Genomic DNA, 20,960 nt, shown 5'->3' with positions numbered 1-20,960 from the left:
TAAGCGGCTTGCTCCCCGAGGAGCAGGCCGCTTTTGCGCATTCTATCGAAATTTGTCTATATCGATTAGGATTTGTTTAAGGTTCAAAGCGCAAGGTTATACAACCTATGTGAGCCCATATTAATCAGATAGCTTGGTTGCGAACCGAAGCGTCTTAAGGGGGAGTTCGGGGAAAAACAATCAAGATCAGGGTATAAAAAAATAAAAAATAAAAAAGTTTGCAACACCCGCAACTTTTACCTGACTACTGCGTCTATATACGTGAACATCACAAAACGACAGGAATACAGCGGCGAGAATGAGAGATTTTTCTATAGAATCTCTTTACCTAGGTATTTCGCCATTGTATAATGTTAAAGTGTGCTAGTTCCCAAGTAGTTTTACATTATTCATTTGTTTACTAGTTTCTGCGACGGCTTTCGACACTCGTTCGGCGCATGTTCGTAGACATTCTTTTTGGGAGTATTTCGCTTTAGCTCCTATGGTGGCTGATGGCAAGATACTTCTACAAACAAAGTGCACCACAATCGAGGAGGAGAAAAAAAGGTTATGAAGAAAAGTCTATCCGCAATTCTCGCTACATCCATGGCTTTCTCGATGTTCGCATCGGCAGCATTCGCTGCAGATCCGCTGACAACAGAAGCAAAGTTCCAACAATTGAAAACAGCTGGTGTCTTCCAAGGTATCAACGGTGAGTCCCACCTTGATCAATTGATGACGCGCGCTGAGTTCGCGAAAGCACTCGCTACGCTTCTGAAGCTCGAGAACAAACCAGCTGCTGCAGCATCGTTCAAAGACGTAACTGCAACGCACTGGGCAATCGGCCAAATCGGCGCGCTTGCTGAAGCAAAAATCATCGAAGGCATCGGCGCTGGCAAATTCGGCCCTAAAGCTAACGTTTCCCTGGAGCAAGTTGCGAAAATCGCAGTAACGGCTCTGAAACTTGAAGTTAAAGACGATGCTAAAGTTGAAGGTAAAACTTCCGCTTGGGCTACGAAATACGTTGCAGCAGCAGTGGCAGCTGGCCTGATCCAAACTTCCACTGACTACACGAAAAACGCAACTCGCGGCAACCTTGTTGACGCTTCGTTCGAAGTGTTCTCCAAAGTTTCCAACTCCGTTAAAGAAGCAAAAGTAATCGATGACAAAAACATCGAAGTTACATTTGCTGACGGCGGCGTAGTTAAAAAAGAACTGACGACTGCTCTTGAAGCTGGCAAAGCTACAAAAGTAGAAGTTGAATACAAAGGCAACAAATACACGGTAGAAGTAACGCTTGGCGCTATCTCCCTCGTGAAAGCTGCACAAACAAATGCACGCGAAATCACGGTTGACTTCAACCGTCCGCTGTCCGCTACTGAAAGTGCGGCACTGACTTATGAAGTTAAAAACGGTCTTATCAACTACACAGTTACTCCAAAATGGTCGGAAGACAAAAAGTCCGTTGTTCTTACTTCGACTTTCCTTCCTGCTGCTGAATATGATCTGACGGTCAAAGGCTTCCCGGCACAAAAAGTCAAAGTGGAAGACGAAAAACCTTCCAAAATTGACATCTCGGCTACATCCGTTCAAAAAGTTGACGGTCAAAGCCTGGGCGTTAAGCTTCTGAACCAATTCGATAAAGAGATCACAAATGCCGCTGTAACGGTTACGGTCTTCAATGCAACTAAAGGTGCTACGATCAATCCGGCATCCGGCACAGGCGTTGGTGCGAAATACGACCTGAAGAGCGATGACGTTGCTAAAGTTGACGACAGCATCGTTGTAACGGCTACTCACTCGAGCGGTATTACGGCTACTAAGACTTACAAAGTTGTAGCTGGCAGTGCAGCAACGAAAATCGTCCTCGGTACGGTTGCTCCACTCAAAGACAAAACTCGTATCACAGCAGGCGACGCTGGACTGGTTGTTCCAACTGAACTGACTGATCAGTATGGCACTAAGATTACCCTTAAAGAAACAGCAAAAACTGCAATTGCAGCAGATGCTAACAACTTTGTAGTATCGGGCATCACTTTCATGATTAACCAATTGGATACAATCACTCACTTCGCAGTTGACAAAGACGGCGTTCTGACTATTGACACGAAAGCTGGAAAATCCGGTACGATCGTTCTGAATGCGGTTAACCCTGCAACAGGTGCAAATGCAAGCACGTCGTTCAAAGTTGAAGCAACTACTAAAGTTAAAACGCTTCAAATCTCCGCTCCAGGTTCCGTTGTTGCGGCCGGCGAAGATGTTGCGTTTGCAATTGCTGCAGTAGATCAATTCGGTGGCCAAATTGCGGCTAAAGACGTTAAAGTAACTACGGCTACAACTCCTGCTGCTGGCGAAGTGAAAATCCAGTCCAACATTGCACTGACTAAAGCGGTAATCAACGCTAAAGGTGAATTGGTTCTGCGTTTTGCTTCCGAAGGCGTAGCATATGTATATGCATATGTTGACAACGAGCAAGTTGGTTCCGTGCAAGGTCTGACTGTTAACAAAGCGGCTACAGCTGTTAAAGTGAGCGGTGTTAAAGACGTTGCTACCACAATCGCAGCTGGTGTATCCGTTGACTTCGACGAAGACAACATTCTCTACATCGACAGCTACAACCGTACTAAGAACGTTGCTGCTGACGCATATGAAGTTAGCCTGGCAGCAAACACTGGCGTTCTCAGCTACACTGGCGGTAAGCTGGTTGCTGGTGCAAACGCTGGTACTGTCGAAGTTACTGTTAAGCTGAAGGGTGTTGCAACGGGTTCGGAGTACAAATTCAACGTAACAGTTGTTAAGACAGACGACGTTAAGTCCTATGCTGTTAAAACAATTGGTACAGTTTATGGCGGTAAAGAGAACGGCGCTGCTATCGATTCGGATTCCAAATATGCTGTAACAGTAAACCTGGTTGGTAAACTGCAAAACGGTACAGAAGTTGCTATCAACCAAACAGGCGCTTACAACTTCTTGACTTCTTCGGATACTTCCGTACTCGCAGTTAGCGGTACTAAAGTATACGGTCTGAAAGCTGGTACGTCCACAGTTACTGCTTATGATGCGAGCGGCACTAAACTTGCTGAACAAGTTGTAACAGTATCCGAGGCTGCTCCAGTCGCTACAAAAGTAGAATTGGACAAAACGGAATACAGCGCAGCAGTTGCTGGTACAGCAACAGTCAAAGTTGTGGTGAAAGACCAATACGGCGCTTCCATTGCACCTAACGGTACATTGGTATCCAATGACTCCAAAGTAGCTACAGTTGCAAGGGTTGATGCCGCAACGTACACTATTACAGGTGTAGCTGTTGGTACTGCAACACTGACTTACTGGACGAACAACGCAGTTCAAGGCACGGCTACTGTTGCTGTAAACCCATAAGAACTCTCATTTATCAAAAGACAGGAAGAGTTTAGACTCTTCCTGTTTTTTTATGCGCAGAATAAACTTCATGAGCACAAATTCTCATTAAACAACGAAACAAACTCGCAACCAAAGGCGTCTATATTAATATACAAGACGCAGGAGGAATGAATGTGAAGAAGAAGTGGATCCAGAACGGAATCGCCACGGTGACCGCGACCACGCTGCTCGTCGGAACCGTAGCCCTTTTTCCGACGGGAGGACCTGTCTCGGCAGCGGCTGCGACAACGCAAGCAACCGCTAGTCTGGCGAGCAAGATCGTTAAATTGAATGCTTCGAGCACTCTATATATTCGAGATGTCAACTTTTTGATGCAAGACAAAGGAAAGGTACTTGCCTTCTCGGTGGCCATCACGAATAACGGATCTTCGCCATTGGATCTGATGGACTATTGGTTGCGCGTGAAGTCCAAATCCGGCAAAACGTTCAAAGCCGTTGTTGTCGAAGGGGACAAAGAAAAGCAAAGCGTCGCTCCTAAATCCACTACTTACGTGACCTATTATGCGGTAGTGGACACGCCGACCCAGCTGAAAGACTTAAGTTTCAATGTCATCAAGTGGGACTTCACGGTCGCGAACTACGAACGGACTTTGGGCACGATTCAATATCCGGCCAACAGTACTGACCAAGTCGCGGCATTTAAAGACAAGGTCATGCTGATTAACAATGGTAAAATTCGCGGTGCGGTCAAACAAACGCTTATAACGAAGGATGCAACGAACGGCTATTTAACCGTCAACTTCCTGCTAGAAAATGTCGGGCAGCAAGCGATTGACATTTCGAAATTAAATTTCTTCGTCCAGACGCAAGGCCTGTCCGTCTACAGTGTAACGTCTTCGAGTACGGACCAAACGATGTTGCAGCCGAAAGAACGCAAAATCATCACACTTCGCGCGACTCTGCCAGTAGCCGTTGCGGGCAAACCGCTCTCGTTCGTCGTTGCGCAAAATGACGAAGCTTCGAAGGTGCTCCTGGGCGCAGGTAATTTTGCATTGCCCGCAGCCGCAACGCTAAGCGCGACGCCGGTTGGCAAAACACGGTCCATTTTCTTGGGCGGCACCACGATAAATACGCAAGCAGGATCTGCATTTGTTACCCAAGGCGCGACGAAAAACGAGATCTCATTGGAGTACAAGATGACGAACTCCGGTGCGCAAGATATTAAATTCCCTGCCCTGGATTTCTTCATCGTGACGAAGAGCGGTACGAGTTACCCGCTATCGTATACCAAAGAAGAGAACGCTTCGATACTTCCGGGGATTGAGAATACGATCACATTGAGCGGTTCGCTGCCTTCCACAGTGAAGGTCGAGGAGTCGCAATTGGTCATGAAGAGCACCGCAACCGAGAAAGAGAAATCCTACGTCATCTCCAATTACTTGATCCGTACAGCATCGCAGCAGGGCGGGGTAGGAAGCTCGTTCGCTTACAATGACTACGGTATTAAGCTGAACTCGATCGATCGCTCGCCATATGAAGACAATGATATGCTCGTGGCGAATCTAACGATTACGAACAACAGTGACGTGACCAAGCAGATTCCGAGCCTCGGTGGCTATTTCATGGTTAATGGCGTCAAGGTTGGGACGGAGAAAAAAGCCGTGGCCCTCGACAATGCAATTACAATTGCTCCAGGCGCTTCGGCAGAGTTTATCGTCAATACGGAAATTCCGTATACGACGACATTTAATAACATTACCTTTGTCAGCACAGAGCCTGTACAGGATAAAGCCGGCAAGCAATTATATCAATTTACGGGACAGCGGATTAATGAAGCAAGTTTGGCAAGTAGCGAAACACCATACGTCATCTCTAATGTAGGGAAGAAATCATCCACTAAAATTCTACGCACTGCGGTGTTCACAGGTGAGCTTAAAAATAACTTCTACGCGGAGTTCGAAGTGACGAATAATGAATCCAGGGCAGCCTTGATCTCCAAGCTCGGCGGCTACATAAAAGACAAGAATGGCATCGTTGTTCCGATTCAATTCGCGGAAGTGAAAGAAAAGGTTAGCCCTGGAAGCAAGGTGCTGCTGTCCGCATGGGCTGCAATCTCGAAGAGCTTCGACACGTCATCGTATTCGTTATATCTCGGTCAAGCTTATACAGATAACACAAGCGCCGGCGGTGGGACTCCAACCACTGGTGGCGAGAATACGGTTACCGCAGCAACCAGTATCGTCGTAAAGCCAGTGGCTTATTCTGTCTCGTCATCCGCGCCGGCAACCAAGACCGAACTTCGTAATGTAAATTTCGCTGGCTATGTTTTGGACCTGTATCGCATTAATGCCTACTTGGATGTAGCTGGAGAATTCAGTGTAAACGGTCTGAAAATGGTTATGGATTACACGCTGAAAAAAGATGCCCAATACGAATATATCGCTGGCGATCATAAGGTCATGTTCGAATTTGTAAACGATGATGATCAGAAGGTGACCTACAGCAAGCAGTTCGCCTTAACGTCTGCCGCAAGCGGTGAAGAGTGGTTAAAAGAAGCGATCACTTCCCCACTCTCCATGGTATTCCAGGATTCGGCGATTCAAAGCAGGATCACCAAATACGATAACTACACAGTCAACGTGTACGATGTCTTCCAAAACACCAAGTTGCTAGTAGCAAGCAAGAAACTCCGCTGGTTTAGCGTCAACCCGTAATCGACAGGAAATAGATCCCGGCCTCAACTTCTTGGTCCGGGATCTATTTTTTCGTGCTAGAAGGACGAAAGAGAATCTAGTATGCTAATAGGGATGGACGAAAGGAGTGAGGGAATGAAGCGCAAGCTCTGGGCAGTGGTTGTGATCATTCCATTAACCATTGCGATATGGTCCGGAGTGGATCAGCTGCAATCTAAAGCAGATGGTAATTCGGCAACGCCGGGCTCAGTAGAGGATCCGGTCGTGACGAAGAGCTACGTTGATCAGAAGTTAGCCGAACTTGGCGGATCCATTAAGCCGACTACGCCGGAGAAGGACGAACCTTCGCAAGCGGGCACAGCCCTTGAAATCGTCACGGTTCCGGTAGGGAAAGTGTTAGTGGCCGGCGCAGGTGCGGAGGTCATATTACGGAATGGCAAAGCCGCTGCCTATAGTACGGATGCCAACGGCATTTCCGACGTGACGGACGGCGTGGACATAGCAAACGGTAAATCGGTTCCTGCCAATCATCTGGTGATTTTCCCTCGGGCTGGTAGGGGTATTATGCATGCCGCGGATTCCAAGGGGACTCTGACTGTCATGGTGAGAGGCAATTACGAAGTTAAAGACCTCCCTACGCAGAACTAAGCGTGGTCAACGCGACCATTCTTAAGTGGTAATCGATGTCTCATATTAATTGAAGGACTGACAATGCCGTTTGTCAGTCCTTCTTATTTTTCCCCCTGCAGCCAACATGTTATCCGGGTCAAAGCATGCGTTCGCGTACACAATACGGATATCAACTACAGGAGGTGCATGACGAAATGGCAAGACGTCGGAGCAACATTGTAGTGGTACCCGAAGCACGCGCGGCGATCGATCAAATGAAATATGAAATTGCGGCAGAACTCGGGTTGACGGCAGGCGCGGTGACCCCGGACCGGCTGGGCATGACGGAGTTTGCGGCAGATGATTTCGGCTCGGTGGGCGAATCGAGCAATCCGGCCAGCGTACCGTGGTCGCGGCTCGCGACCCGCGATGTCGGCTATATTGGCGGCTCGATTACGCGCAGATTGGTCGAGCAGGCCGAGCGTGTTCTGAACGGCTTGTAATGGCGCCTAACACAAGACAACAGCCATTGACACCAAGCGACAACTTCGGTATCATACTGTTTTAGAGAGTTGACTAGCGACCTTTTCCATCACCGGAAAAGGTTGATTTTTTGGATGAGACGTTTCGTTAGGTCCATGTGTGGCGTGTTGACTTTTCTATTGTTTCGAACCCATGCATGTCTTATTCTTCATACTTACCTTTATTTTGAGTAGCAGGAGGTTGAAAACATTGTCGATTAAAGGACGGCATTTGTTTACTTCGGAATCGGTCACTGAGGGGCATCCCGATAAGATTTGTGACCAAATCTCGGACGCAGTATTGGACGCGTTCCTCGAGCAAGACCCTTACGCGCGCGTAGCGTGCGAAGTATCCGTAGCGACAGGTCTGGTACTCGTCATCGGCGAGATCAGCAGCCGCGCGGATTATGTGGACATCTCGGCGATCGCGCGCAAGACGATCAAAGAAATCGGCTACACGCGTGCCAAATATGGCTTTGACTCCACGACTTGCGCTGTATTGACTTCCTTGAACGAGCAGTCCGCGGACATCGCGCAAGGCGTTAACGCCGCGATCGAGACGCGCGACGGCAAAGACATCCGTCAAGAGAACGAAGATATCGGCGCTGGCGACCAAGGTCTGATGTTCGGCTTCGCGACGAACGAGACGCCAGAACTCATGCCGCTGCCAATCGCGCTGTCCCACCGGATCGCGCGTCGCCTGTCCGAAGTGCGTAAGAACGGCACGCTCGAATACCTCCGTCCAGACGGTAAGACGCAAGTCACTATCGAGTATGTAGACGGCAAGCCTAAGCGTGTCGACACGATCGTCGTATCCACACAGCATGCCGAAGAAGTCACACTCGAGCAAATCCAGAAGGACATCATGGAGCACGTCATTAAGCCGGTCGTGCCTGCAGAATGGCTGGACGAGCAAACCAAATATTTCATCAACCCAACAGGCCGTTTCGTTATCGGCGGTCCTCAAGGCGACGCGGGTCTTACAGGCCGCAAAATCATCGTCGACACGTATGGCGGTTATGCTCGCCATGGCGGCGGCGCCTTCTCCGGCAAGGATCCAACGAAAGTTGACCGTTCTGCGGCATACGCGGCTCGTTACGTGGCGAAGAACATCGTAGCGGCTGGCCTGGCGGACAAATGCGAAATCCAATTGGCGTACGCGATCGGCGTAGCGACTCCGGTTTCCATTAACGTCGACACGTATGGCACGGGCAAAGTAAGCGAAGAAGTGCTGGTTGACGTGATCAAGAAAAACTTCGACCTGCGCCCGGCGGGCATCATCAAAATGCTCGACCTTCGCCGTCCGATTTACGGCAAAACAGCGGCTTACGGTCACTTCGGCCGCACGGACATCGACCTTCCTTGGGAACGCGTCGACAAAGCTGAGCAGCTGAAAGCAGACGCGCAAGTAAACGCCTAAGCATAGAAACGAACCGCACCCGATCGGGTGCGGTTTTTTTTGTGCGTAGATAGCCGATCCATGTTATTTTCTGGCGCTATCTTCACTTTTCTCACAGCCTGGCCGACAAATATAGTACAGATGTTTAAATAGATTGGGGAGTGAAAAGACGTTGATACGCAAATGGATCGTATATGTTCTGTTCGCAGCACTATTAATCCAAACCGGATTGGCCGGCCATAATTACGAGATTGCCTACGCAGATACCGTCGGTCCCCAAATCCTGGTGAAGACACCGACGAATGCGGCGACGAATGTCCCGGTCAATGCGAATTTGGTCCTGACGTTTGACCAAAGCGTCAGGAAGGGACCCGATGCTTCGAAGATCGGCATTTATGAGATGGATAACACCGTGTTCACGGAATACGCGGTTTCGTCGAGCAAAATTACCATTAATCCATCCAATCCGACGATCGTCACGATCGCGCTGCCGGATAACAAAAGCTTCGAATTGGGCAAGAGCTACTATGTCAATATTGCGGAGGGCGCATTCGTCAGTGTCTCGACGAGCGCGAACTATGCAGGTATTAATAACACATCGGGTTGGAACTTCACGACCACGTCGAACGCGGCGGATACGCAAGCCCCGCAATTGGCCGTATCGACGCCGCTTGCGCCGGTCAACAATGCGACGAACGTCGCCGTTAGCACCCAACTCGCGATTCAATTCAATGAACCCGTCTATACCAACAGCGGCTTCATTACGCTGCATAATAGCGACAACAGCAGCGATACGCGCATGATTCCCGTTACGTCTTCGAGCGTGGGCGGAAGTGGCACGAGCACCATTCGGATCACGCTTCCATCTAACCTCAGAACGAACAAGACCTATCAAGTTGAAGTGCCGAATACTGCTTTCGTCGATGCATCCGGGAATGCATTTGCGGGGATTGCGCGCAGCAACTGGTCGTTTACGACAACGCCTCCTCCGCTTGGTACGCCGGTGCTTTCGCCTGCCGATGGCGCTTATGCGGTCAACATTCGGTCGGCGCTGACGATGACGTTCCCGAAGCGCCTTACGCGCAATATCGGGCAAATATCGCTTTATCGCATTGCGGACAACGGTTTAGTCCAGCATTTTGACGTCTCCTCGTCGAGCGCGGTCCAAATGAACATTAACTCGTCGACGAACGAAACGACGGTTACGGTGCAGCCGTCTTCACCGCTTGGCGCGAACATTGGCTATTACGTGCTGGTGGATGCGGGAGCGTTTAGGGACAGCTCGAATGTCTCGTCCCTCTACGAAGGGATGCTGGATGCGGGCGAGTGGAACTTTACGACCGGATATGGCGATGATGCGGCTGCGCCTGTCCTGACGACGAAGGTTCCATCGAATACCTCAACCTCAACATCGTCCACATTGGAACTTACGTTCAATGAACCCGTTTTCCAAGGCAACGGCAGCATCGTCCTGAAATCAGCGCCGAACGGCACGACGATCGCGTCCATCCCGGTCACCGATGCCAAAGTAAGCGGGGGCGGCACGACGAAGATTACCGTTACGCCGGGCGTGACGTTAGTGGACGGTACCACCTATTATGTCCAAATCGGTTCGCAAGCGTTCCGCGATGCGAGCGGTAATAATTTCGCGGGGATGCTGAGCAACGATACGACGACCTGGCGGTTTACCGTCAGCAGCGATAAAGTCAAGCCGACGATCGTGACGCTTTCACCTGCGAATGGCGTGGAGACCGTCCCGACGACGGGTGGATCGTTCAGCATCATGTTCAGCGAACCGATCAAGTTGATGAATGCCAGCGGGGTTAGTTTCAGACCCGTATCTTCGAGTTCTTCGGTATCGGCTACGATGGCCATTGACCCGGATAATAACCGGAAGCTGAACATCACGCCACAGCTGTTTTCGGCGAATACGAATTACTATGTGGAAATTGCGGCTAACGCGATATCCGACCTGGCGGGCAATACGTTCGACGGCATTTTGAACACGTATCAATGGGCGTTCAGAACGTCTGCGGCGACCGGGACGCCAACCGTAACGTCCGCTGCGATGTCGGGCAGCAGCAGAATCGCCTTAACCTACAATCAAATGCTCGACAGTGCATCCTTGCCGTCGGCGGGTGCGTTCTACGTCACGGTGAACGGTACCTATCGTGCCATTACAGCCGTTCAGATTGTGGATACGAACGTCTATCTGACGCTGCAGAGCCCGGTAGTCAACGGACAAGAGATCCGCTTGTACTACACGGCTCCGACCGAGTTGAATGCGGGGGCGATCCGCAGCCTGTCTACGGCGACCAAGGCGGCAAGCCTATCGAACCAGCTCGTCACCAATACGCCGGATACGACGGTACCGAGACCGATTAGCGGCACGGTAGCGGGCAATTTGATCACGATGACCTTCAGCGAAGAGCTGAGCGCCATTTCTTCGTCGGCGTTCACGCAATTTTACGCTTATGTGAACGGCAGCTATCGCACCTTCTCCAGCGTTGGAGGCACGGGAACGTTGATGACGCTGTATATGAGCGGCAGTGAAGTGTCGGTTGGCCAAACCGTTACGCTCTCGTATACGAGAGGTAGTCACCCGCTAACCGATGTTTCGGGTAACCCGGTTGCGAGCTTCTCCGCCTTCCAGATTCTGAACGGGGTGGATACGGCCGTTCCGGTGCTGCAAACGGTGACGGTCTCGGGCAATAAATTATCGCTGACCTATAATGAAGCATTAAGCACGACGACGAAGCCGGCCGCCAGTGACTATGCAGTCCTGGTGGATGGCGTGGCGAGAACGGTCAGCACGGTGACGGTAGTCGGTTATCAAGTCGATTTGACGCTGTCATCCGCGGTGTCGAGCGGACAGACGATTCGCGTCAGCTACACGCGACAGACGCCGTATTTGACGGACTTGGCCGGGAATCCGGCGGACTCCTTTAGCAACATGGGCATCTCCATCGCCGGTTCAACGTTGACCGTAATCGGCGCGATTGCCAAAGGGAGTACGATAACGCTGAATTTCTCCGAAAACCTAAGTTCAAGCGCGATCCCGCTAACCTCGCAATTCACTGTGAGGTCCGGTAATTCCGTGCGTTCGATCTCCAACGTTCAAGTAAGCGGAAGCTCGGTGGTGCTCACATTGGTGACGCCGGTGTCGATCGGCGATGCCGTCAAAGTCAGCTATCTGACTAGCGGCGGATCGATGCTGCGCTCGTCCGGCGGCGTAACCGCGGAAGGGTTCACCGACTTGACGGCCGCGAATCAGACGACATGGTCCGACGATCCGACTAGCGATTTCGAATCGGTGACCGGCGGGGGCATCGGATTGAAGAAGCAGGTTGCTTCTACGGCGCCGACGACGACGCCGGGCGGGAAAAGCGTCAATAAGTACAGTCTCCCCGAGAGCAAAGTGAAGGCGGCTTTCGATACGATTACCGGGATCGGCGGAGAACCGCGGCTGTCCTTTACGGTGCCGTCGACCGAAGCGGGCGCAAGCGTCGCGTTCCCGTTGACCCCGCTGAAGGCGGCCCTGGATAAATTTCCGAAGGCCAAAGTCGTCGTGAACTACAAGAACACCAGCTACGAAATGCCGCTGGATCAGGTGCCGCTGGACGGTTCCGCCGCTTCGTTGTCGGGCTCGTTGCTCGTGACGATCGACATGGGCTCGAACAGCTTGACCGATCCGCTGACGACGTCGATTAGCGCGGCGGGCTCCAAGCTGATCGGCGAACCGGTGAATATGGAGACCTTCATCGTCAACAACAGCGGAGCGACGAAGATTAGCAATTTCGATGGCTATGTCAAACGTTCGATTACCGTCGACCAAGCGCTCGAGACGCGCCAGACGGCCGTGGTCTGGTACGACCCGGAGGTTGGCAAGATTTCATACGCGCCGACGCACGTGGAGACGGCCAACGGCAAATCGGTCGTGACCTTCCAGCGCAAGGGCAACAGCGCCTACGCGGTCATCAAAGGCAACGTCGTTTATAATGATTTGGGCGCGCACTGGGCGCGCAACGACATCTTGCTCATGGCGAACAAGTATATTATCGATGGGCGGACGCCGACGACGTTCGAACCGAAGAAAGCCATTACGCGCGCCGAATTCGCAACCTTTATTTCCAAAGGATTGGGGCTCTCCGGCGACAAAACCGCGGCCGCGAAATTCCGGGATCTCAATACCGGTCATGCGGCAATGGCCTATATCGGCGCCGCGGCCAAAGCGGGCATCATCCAGGGCATGACGGACGGCAGCTTCAAGCCGAACAGCCCGGTGACCCGCGAGCAAATGGCTTCCATGATGGTTCGGGCAGCCGAGTACGTGGGCAACAAGGCGGATCTGTCTCAGAATGCAGCCACGATGCTCAAGCGTTTCAAGGACAGCGCCAAGATCGGCACGTGGGCGCAGGTCGACGTGGCCAAGGCGGTGCAGATGGGTGTCATCAATGGCATGTCCAACGGTAATTTCGGCGCGAAATCGAACGCGACGCGCGCGGAAGCCGCCGTCATGATCGAGCGGCTGCTGAATCTCAACGGGCTGATGGACACCTAAATCGACCAAGGTATCGAAGCGATCTACCAAGCTATCTCTCCTCATCAAGGAGAGATAGCTTTTTCTTTTCAACTTGATAATGCCCGATAGGAGCTTTCTATCGACCGTAACTTTCTTGCTAGTTTCGGAGTCTATAACAGGTAGATTTCGAGATGGGAGAGTTGCAACCAACATGACGAAGCTTACGAAACAACGGGGAACCGTTCGCATACAACAGCCAACGAAGAGACGGACAAGCACGACCATTGTCGCGGTGGCCTTGGGAACCGCGCTGCTGCTCCAGCCTGTCGCGCTGCTGCTGCCCCCTGCCTATAACGTCGCGGCCGCAGCGACGACCGCGCAGGCGCTCAAGGCGCTAAACGAAGAGATGATCACCTCCGGCGCGAAGTTGATTCACTATCAGTGGACGCAAGGCGACGGCGAGATATCGAATGTTCATGTCATTGAGGTTGATTTGACCAATCCGTACGTCAAGCTGGACGTGATGAACGGCAAGACGGGTGCAATCACGGGCAAAAGCTCGGTCGGGAATATGGTGAAAACGACCGGCGCGGTGGCGGGCATCAACGCGGATTTCTTCGATACGTCCTCCGCGGCCAAGGGCAATCCGATGGGAGCGCAGGTGAACGAGGGCCAGCTCGTTACGAGCTCCTCGCAGCTGAACGGGATGTACGCGTTCGCGGTGACGGCCGACCGCAAACCAATCGTGGACCTATTCACGTTCCAGGGGACGATCGTGGCGCAGGACGGCGCGACGTTCCCGCTGGCGGGTCTGAATAAAGGCGCCTACCGCACGGATCCGAGCCAGGGGTACAGTCACGCGAACGCGGCGCATATCTACACGAGCGCCTGGACGGCGGCGCGGCCGAGCGCGGCGGAATCGTCGGCTACGCCGACGGAAGTGCTCATTGTAGACAATGTGGTACAACAGATCGCCGTGAACAGCATGATCCCGGGTACGCCGCCTGCGAACGGCTTTATTTTGCGCACGCACGGTACGGCGGCTAAATTCGTTGCGGAGCATCTGCCGGTCGGTTCGACGGTCAACGCCAACTATTCGCTCGTCGCGTCCTCGACGGGCCAACCGGTCGACACCGCCTCGCTTCAGATGCTCGTCGGCGGGCATACGATTCTGGTCGATCAAGGCCGGACGACGGCTTTCTCGCGCGATATTACCGGCGTGAGCGGCTCGTCCGAGGTGTCGCGCACGACGGTTGGTTATTCGCAGGACGGCACGAAGGCGTATTTGATTACCGTGGAGGCGGCCGGTGAGAGTGAAGGCATGTCGCTGAAGGAGCTGCAGACGATGATGGTGCAGCTCGGCGTATGGAAAGGCATTAACCTCGACGGTGGCGGTTCGACCACGATGATCAGCCGTCCGCTCGGCGATACGGAGACGACGCTCGCGCACGAGACGCAGAATGGCTCGCAGCGCGCGGTAACGAACGGACTCGGCATATACACGTTGGCGCCAGCCGGCCAGCTGCGCGGTTTGTCCGCGAGCGGCAGCACGGTCTTGTTCGTCGGCCAGCAGGCGTCGTATTCGCTTAAAGGGTACGATACCTTCTATAACCCGATCGATGCCGGTGCGGTCGCGGCGACGTGGACGGACGCGCAAGGACTCGGCACGTTCAGCGGCAGCACGTACACGGCGAAGAAGGCGGGCAAGACGTCGGTCAAGGCGATATCCGGCAGCATTAGCGATAAGCTGGAGATCGAGATCATCGGCGGCGAACAAATCGAGGAGATGACCATCGCAGCCGGGGCGCCGGTGCTGGAGGCGGGCAAATCGTTCGAGGTGCCGGTCAAAGCCGTGCTGGCCGACGGGCGCAAGGTGACGATTCCGGCGGGTTCGGTGAAATGGGAGCTGAGCGGATTCGCGGGCAGCGTGAAGGACGGCGTGCTGACCGTGCAGAGCGCGGCCGCCGGCAGCGCGACAGGCTATGCAATCGCCCGGTACGACGGATTCTCGGCCATGCTCGTATTGACCGCGGGTTCGAACATGAAGTTCGAAGATTTTGAAGCGGCGACATACCCAATTACGTTCCAAAGCACGAATGCTGTAACGGGGGGCGTGGCCCTCGTAAGCGATTTGCCGGAGCAAGCCTCGGCGAAGGCGCTCCAGCTGGATTACGATTTCTCGCAAGTCGCTTCGGGTACGAAAGCCGCCTATGCGGTGCTGAACGGCTCGGGACGCCAGGTGGAAGGCAAGCCGTCCAGCATGACCGTCGACGTGTACGGTGACGGCAGCTTGAACTGGCTGCGCGCCGAATTCATCGATGCGGCAGGCAAGGCGTATCCGGTTACGTTGGCCGACAAAATTACCTTTGCCGGCTGGAAGCAGCTGAAGGCGGATTTGCCGGCGGGCGTGACGTATCCGGTCAAGCTGAAGCGGCTGTATGTCGCTTCGCTGCAGGAGGACCAGGATGAGCGTGCGCTGACGGGCCAGGTGGTGTTCGATAACATCGGCTTCCAATACCCGGCATCGGTCGAAACGAAGGCAAGCCCGTCGATCCAGCTGACGTTGGGCTCGAAGACGGCTTCCATCGGCGGCAAAGCGACGAAGCTGGACGTGGCGCCGATCGCGCTGGAGGGCACGACCTATCTGCCGCTGCGCTTCGTGGCGGACGCAATGGGCGCGAAGATCAACTGGGAAGGCACCCTCAAGCGTGTCACCGTGCTTCGCGGAGACCGTTTGCTGGAGATGTGGCTGGGCAAGTCCTCGTTCCTGCTGAACGGCAGCCGCTCGGAATCCGAGGTGGCGCCGATCTCCAGAGGCGGCCGTACGCTCGTGCCGATTCGTCTTGTTTCGGAGCAGCTTGGCCTGAAAGTAGGCTGGGATCCAAAAACAGGGGTGATCTCCGTCGAATAATTCGACGTTGACTGGCCATTCTGTGGTATGATAAGGGCAGAATGCGTGTCATAGAAAGCGAGCCGATGCAGACGTGGACTATCGCATTAACGATATCGACCGTGTGATCAAGAATGCGGTTAATGTGATGGAAGAAAGCAAATACCAAGTGTATGAAATATGCGAATCGGCGCGCAAGGAGTTGTTCTCGCTCAGCCAGGAGCTGACGGATATTCTGGCGGAGACGGCTGAGATTATCGAGAAGGTCGACAAGCTCGAGATCGAATACCGCCGTGCGCGCGTCCGGCTGACGGAGGTCAGCCGGGATTTCGTCCGTTATAAAGAAGAGGATATCAAGAGCGCTTACGAGAAGGCGACCCAGCTGCAGCTCGACCTGATGGTGTTCCGCGAGAAGGAAACGTATTTGCGGGCGCGACGGGACGAGCTGCAGAAGCGGGTTCGCAACATCGAGCAGTCCATCGAGCGCGCGGAGACGATTGCCTCGCAAATTAATGTAGTCCTGGAATATTTATCCGGGGATCTGAACAATGTGACGCGCATATTGGAATCCGCCAAAAATCGACAACTCATTGGGATGAAAATCATACTCGCCCAGGAAGAAGAGCGCAAGCGGATCGCCCGCGAGATCCACGATGGTCCTGCACAATCGATGGCGCATCTAGTGCTTAGGACGGAAATTGCGGAAAGAATGCTGCACAAGCAGGAATTTCAAATTGTCCAGGAAGAATTAGTAGAATTGAAAAAACAAGTGCGCTCCGGTATCGAGGAGATTCGCAAAATTATTTTCAACCTGCGTCCTATGGCCTTGGATGATCTCGGATTGGTACCGACGCTGCGCAAATACGTTCAGGATTTCGAGGAGAAGACCAAGATTCGGACGATCTTCGATACCATTGGCAAGGAGATCCGGCTGCCCTCCGCGATGGAGGCCGGTATTTATCGGATGGTACAGGAAGCGTTCAGCAATGCCTACAAGCATGCCAACCCTTCTTTCGTTGCATTGGAGATCACCTACCAGGCGCAGATGGTGAAAATCGTCGTCCGCGACAATGGCGTCGGATTCCGTGTCGACCAAGTCGAAGCCCGGACCAAGGACAGCACGCATTTTGGCCTTATCGGCTTAAGGGAGCGGGTTGAATTGGTTGAGGGGAGGCTGGAAATCGAATCGGCGATTAACGAAGGGACGAAGATTACGATCCATATCCCGATCAATGCGGAGGAAAGAAAGGAGTAATAGATGATGGAAGCTCAACCAACGAATGGCAAACGCAAAATTAAAATATTGATCGCCGACGACCATCAGTTGTTCCGCGAAGGCTTGAAGCGCATACTCAATATGGAGGATGACCTGGAGGTTATCGGGGAGTGTAACGACGGCATTCAAGTGCTGGAATTCTGCAATCTGAACAAACCGGAGGTCGTGTTGATGGACATCAACATGCCGATCGAGAACGGGGTTATCGCCACGGAGCGGCTCCGCGATATTTTTCCCGACGTCAAAGTTATTATTCTGTCCATCCATGACGACGAGAGCTACGTCTTCGAGACGCTGCGCAAGGGCGCATCCGGTTATCTGTTGAAGGACATGGAGGCGGAAGCCCTCGTGAACGCAATCCGCTCGGTCGTGAGCGGCCATGCGTATATTCATCCGAAAGTAACGGGCAAGCTGATCAACCAGCTTCGCCGTATGACATACCTGGACGAGATTGGCTCGGTGTCCGGCGCCGCCGCGACGCGCGAAGCCGGCGTGAAGTTCATCCCGAGCGAGAACAACCCGCTGACGCGCCGCGAAGCGGAAGTGCTTCGTCTGATGGCGGAAGGCAAGAGCAACAAGATGATCGGCGAGTTTTTGTTCATTAGCGAGAAGACGGTCAAGAACCACGTGAGCAGCATCCTGCAGAAGATGGAAGTGGATGACCGCACGCAAGCCGTTATCAACTCCATCAAATTCGGCTGGGTCGAATTATAATCGCATCGTTTCGTTCGAAGGCCTCCGCATGCCAGCGGGGGCCTTTTTCCATGCTGGATAGCCGCGCACGGTGCTGATGTTCATTACGTTATTACCTCCAAAAAAAGATTTGCGAAACAGGCAGGGGTGGAGGCGTCGAGGTTCGTCTTATATAGAGAAGGAAAAACGGCGTGATCAAGGGGAAGGGAGGGGAGCGGCATTGCGAGCTGGCGAAAGGAATCCGTGCAGAACGAGGAAAGAAGCGAGTTAGACCGGCTTCCGGCACGGATGCGGTCGACCGGAACGGACGCGAACGCGGCACAAGGACAAGACTTGAGCGTGGACGAGCGGGAGGCCGACAATAGCGACGAGAAGATCGTCGGCCGCGTGCTGGCCGGAGATCGGGAAGCGTTCCGGCTGATCACGGTCCGCCACCGTCAGCGGCTGTATGCGCTCGCGTGGGGCGTGCTGCGGCATCCGAAAGATGCGGAGGACGCACTACAGGAAGCGCTGGTGCGGATGTTTCTTTCCCTCCCTCACTATAAGGGGCAAAGCTTCCAGGCGTGGTCTGCCCGGATCGCGGTCAATTGCGCGATTGATCTGCGGCGGAAACGGGAGCGGACACGGCAATTAAACGCGGGACCTGCGAATGGTACGGAGCTGCGGGAGAACGTGGAAGGACGGACCTCTTGGACAGAGCGGGTGGAAGCGGCAACGGCCGCCGGATCTCTGGAAGGTGACTATAGGGATGGATGCGCGCCGCCGGCGGAGACGGAAGCACTGAGGCGCGAACGGGAACAACAGGTGCGCGACATGGTGGATGCGATGCCGGAAGGCTACGGCGCGGTCGTGCGCGCTTACTATTTCGAGGAGAAGAATCAGCGGCAGATCGCCGAGGAGACGTCGCTGGCGGTGAAGAGCGTGGAGTCTCGCCTGTACCGGGCGAAGCAATGGCTGCGCAAACGCTGGAAGGAGGAGGATTTCACATGATGCATCCGGCGCGGGAACGATGGGAGCGCTATGCGGCGGGAGCGCTGCAGGGCAGCGAGTGCTTGGAGCTTGAACATCATTTGGCGGGATGCGAAGCATGCTTGCTCGCGTACATGGAGGCGGTCGGCGGTATGGCCGCAATGGACCCGAAGCGGGCGGATGACGTGACGGATCGCGTGATGCTAGCTGTTGCCGCGATCGCAGAGGGGGCTTCGCGATCGCAGACGATGGGGACGGCGGCGGCCGGGGCTCGATCCGCGCTGCCGGATACGGACGGCGCACAGGCTGCGAACGACGCGGAGCTTGATAAGGCAAGCGGAGGTCGGAGTAGGCGAATCGTCTGGGATGCGGGACGCAAACGCACCCTCATCCACTACGCCATCGCCGTCTGCGTCATGCTGCTCATGATGTCCACCGGCGTATTTGACCGTTTGGCGGCGCAGCCGGAGCAGTGGAAGGCCGAACGTCAGCAGGAGCAGGGCGGCTCGCTGAGCGATGCTCTCATGGCCAAGACGTCGCTGGTGATTGATAAAGTGCTCGATAGCGAGCGTCCATGAACGGAAGCCGCGGGAGTCGAGCCGATAAGATAAAGGAGATGGAATGATGGTACGTAATCCGATTGTCATTTTGCTGCTCGGCCTCGTGCCGGGACTTGGCCATTGGGCGGCCGGCCGGAAGGGCAAAGGGTTTATTTACGCGTTCTTCGTATTCGGTATCGCGGCGGGCGGTTTCCTGCTCGGCGTAGGGGCCAATGAGATGGAAATCTTCGCGATGGGACTCGTCGTCGCTTTCTTAGTCTGGCTTCTGAATATGCTGGACTTGGTCATCTATTTGCTGCGCTACCCGAATGGCAAGCCGGCGCCGGAACATCACGCGGCTTACCCGCTGCATGGTCCTCAGTCTTACCCGAGTTATGGAGCGGCGGGCTTCGGGGCAGCGGCGAACGGGGCGCCGCCGCCGCCTTCCGCGTTCGACGGCAGCGCGAATGGTTCCGCTTCCGGATATGGGTCCGGCCAGTCGCACGGCACAGGTGCATTTGGACCGCCGCCGCCGAACTACGGCATACCTGCGCGGCAGGATGATGCGGGCGAGCGGTTTCTGACGATTTTGCTATCCTTCATCCCTGGCTTGGGGCACTTGAGTCTCGGCTTGATGCAGCGCGGGTTAACGTTCATGATCGGTTTCTTCGGCTTGCTGACGATGATCCTGTTCGTGACGGCGCTCTCCGGCGAAGGCGGATTTCTCGTGTTCCTCGGCGTGCTGCCGATCATTTGGCTGTATGGCCTGTTCGACGCGATCCGCATGGTTCAGCGCAAGCAATCGGGGGAGCCGCTGCTGGACCGTTCCATCATGGAGGATTGGGACGATCACCGCGCGGGCGGACGCCGAAGCCGGCTGTTCGCGACCGTGCTGTCCATTTTGCCGGGCGCGGGGCATATGTACTTGGGACTACAACGTAGAGGGCTGCAGTTCATGGCCGGGTTCCTGCTGTCCATCTATTTGCTCGATACGCTGGAGTTGTCGCTGTTCCTCTTTCTCGTGCCGATTTTATGGTGCTACGCGTTTTTTGATTCGCTGCAAATGCAGTCCCGTTACGCGATGGACGGCTTCGTGCCAGACGTGCCGATCGTAAGCGGCCTGATGAATCAGCGCAAGTGGCTGGGCCTCGCGCTGATCGCCATGGGCTTGTATTATGTGGGCGACCGGCTGCTGCTGGACGTGTTCGACGTGTTCGGACTCAACTATTGGGCGCATGAGCTTCGGTATTATTTTAAGACAGGAGTCACGGCGCTCCTGCTGCTCGGTGCCGGGGTGAAGCTGCTGTTTGGCGGCAAGGCAAGGGAAGGACTCGCGCAGTAGGGCTCGGGCGAAGGGAAGAGGTTTTTCAGCGAATGCTGAGTTGGCGTTACGGCTGCGGGAAGACCGCCACTGCAGGCTCTATATGATGGAATCGTGGAACGAAACCGTTCGGGAATGGGAACCCGAGCGGTTTTTTTCTTTTGAGGGGGCTGTGGATTCGCCGCC

The 20,960-nt window shown here is 54.1% G+C and carries 12 protein-coding genes; all 12 read left to right on the top strand.

The features are described from left to right. Positions 1 to 549: 549 nt before the first annotated feature. Positions 550 to 3,360, top strand: a complete 2,811-nt coding sequence (locus ACFSKT_RS27985) for an S-layer homology domain-containing protein (RefSeq protein WP_377719043.1) — start codon at positions 550 to 552, stop codon at positions 3,358 to 3,360. Positions 3,361 to 3,515: 155 nt separating this feature from the next. Next, positions 3,516 to 6,056, top strand: coding sequence for a hypothetical protein (locus ACFSKT_RS27980; RefSeq protein ID WP_377719042.1), 2,541 nt, complete (start codon positions 3,516 to 3,518; stop codon positions 6,054 to 6,056). 114 nt (positions 6,057 to 6,170) lie between these two features. Then, complete coding sequence (locus tag ACFSKT_RS27975) at positions 6,171 to 6,683, top strand: hypothetical protein (protein WP_377719041.1); 513 nt, start codon at positions 6,171 to 6,173, stop codon at positions 6,681 to 6,683. A 176-nt stretch (positions 6,684 to 6,859) separates the two neighbouring features. Next, entirely contained in the window at positions 6,860 to 7,147 is a 288-nt protein-coding gene (locus ACFSKT_RS27970) for a small, acid-soluble spore protein, alpha/beta type (protein ID WP_377719040.1), read from the top strand. 229 nt (positions 7,148 to 7,376) lie between these two features. Continuing rightward, a complete protein-coding gene (gene metK, locus ACFSKT_RS27965; RefSeq protein WP_377719039.1) occupies positions 7,377 to 8,585 on the top strand; it encodes a methionine adenosyltransferase in 1,209 nt (402 codons plus the stop codon). Positions 8,586 to 8,736: 151 nt separating this feature from the next. Next, the gene (locus ACFSKT_RS27960; RefSeq protein ID WP_377719038.1) at positions 8,737 to 13,125 is read left to right on the top strand and encodes an Ig-like domain-containing protein; all 4,389 of its coding nucleotides are present in this window, start codon (positions 8,737 to 8,739) and stop codon (positions 13,123 to 13,125) included. A 172-nt stretch (positions 13,126 to 13,297) separates the two neighbouring features. After that, a complete protein-coding gene (locus tag ACFSKT_RS27955; RefSeq protein ID WP_377719037.1) occupies positions 13,298 to 15,997 on the top strand; it encodes a stalk domain-containing protein in 2,700 nt (899 codons plus the stop codon). Between the two features lie 73 nt (positions 15,998 to 16,070). After that, positions 16,071 to 17,231 (top strand): sensor histidine kinase, encoded by a 1,161-nt coding sequence (locus tag ACFSKT_RS27950; RefSeq protein ID WP_377719036.1) that lies wholly within the window; start codon positions 16,071 to 16,073, stop codon positions 17,229 to 17,231. 3 nt (positions 17,232 to 17,234) lie between these two features. Further along, positions 17,235 to 17,966: a response regulator gene (locus tag ACFSKT_RS27945; RefSeq protein WP_377494889.1), complete on the top strand. Its 732-nt coding sequence runs from the start codon at positions 17,235 to 17,237 to the stop codon at positions 17,964 to 17,966. 222 nt (positions 17,967 to 18,188) lie between these two features. After that, positions 18,189 to 18,935 (top strand): RNA polymerase sigma factor, encoded by a 747-nt coding sequence (locus ACFSKT_RS27940; protein ID WP_377719035.1) that lies wholly within the window; start codon positions 18,189 to 18,191, stop codon positions 18,933 to 18,935. Then, positions 18,932 to 19,492, top strand: a complete 561-nt coding sequence (locus tag ACFSKT_RS27935) for a zf-HC2 domain-containing protein (RefSeq protein ID WP_377719034.1) — start codon at positions 18,932 to 18,934, stop codon at positions 19,490 to 19,492. Before ACFSKT_RS27940 ends, ACFSKT_RS27935 begins: the two co-directional genes overlap by 4 nt. Before the next feature lie 43 nt (positions 19,493 to 19,535). Beyond that, on the top strand, positions 19,536 to 20,795 hold the full coding sequence (locus tag ACFSKT_RS27930) for a hypothetical protein (RefSeq protein WP_377719033.1): 1,260 nt from the start codon (positions 19,536 to 19,538) through the stop codon (positions 20,793 to 20,795). Positions 20,796 to 20,960: the final 165 nt, after the last annotated feature.

It is taken from the genome of Paenibacillus xanthanilyticus, assembly GCF_042682185.1.
Taxonomy (GTDB): domain Bacteria; phylum Bacillota; class Bacilli; order Paenibacillales; family Paenibacillaceae; genus Paenibacillus_Z; species Paenibacillus_Z xanthanilyticus.
Note: the sequence above shows the minus strand (reverse complement) of the source record. Positions and strands in the feature narration are given on the sequence as shown.

Bases quoted from the DNA above. Each gene is read 5' to 3' on its own strand.
- ACFSKT_RS27975 (WP_377719041.1), top strand. From the start codon at position 6,171: ATGAAGCGCAAGCTCTGGGCAGTGGTTGTGATCATTCCATTAACCATT.
- ACFSKT_RS27955 (WP_377719037.1), top strand. From the start codon at position 13,298: ATGACGAAGCTTACGAAACAACGGGGAACCGTTCGCATACAACAGCCA.
- ACFSKT_RS27970 (WP_377719040.1), top strand. From the start codon at position 6,860: ATGGCAAGACGTCGGAGCAACATTGTAGTGGTACCCGAAGCACGCGCG.
- ACFSKT_RS27945 (WP_377494889.1), top strand. From the start codon at position 17,235: ATGATGGAAGCTCAACCAACGAATGGCAAACGCAAAATTAAAATATTG.
- ACFSKT_RS27935 (WP_377719034.1), top strand. From the start codon at position 18,932: ATGATGCATCCGGCGCGGGAACGATGGGAGCGCTATGCGGCGGGAGCG.
- ACFSKT_RS27930 (WP_377719033.1), top strand. From the start codon at position 19,536: ATGATGGTACGTAATCCGATTGTCATTTTGCTGCTCGGCCTCGTGCCG.
- ACFSKT_RS27985 (WP_377719043.1), top strand. From the start codon at position 550: ATGAAGAAAAGTCTATCCGCAATTCTCGCTACATCCATGGCTTTCTCG.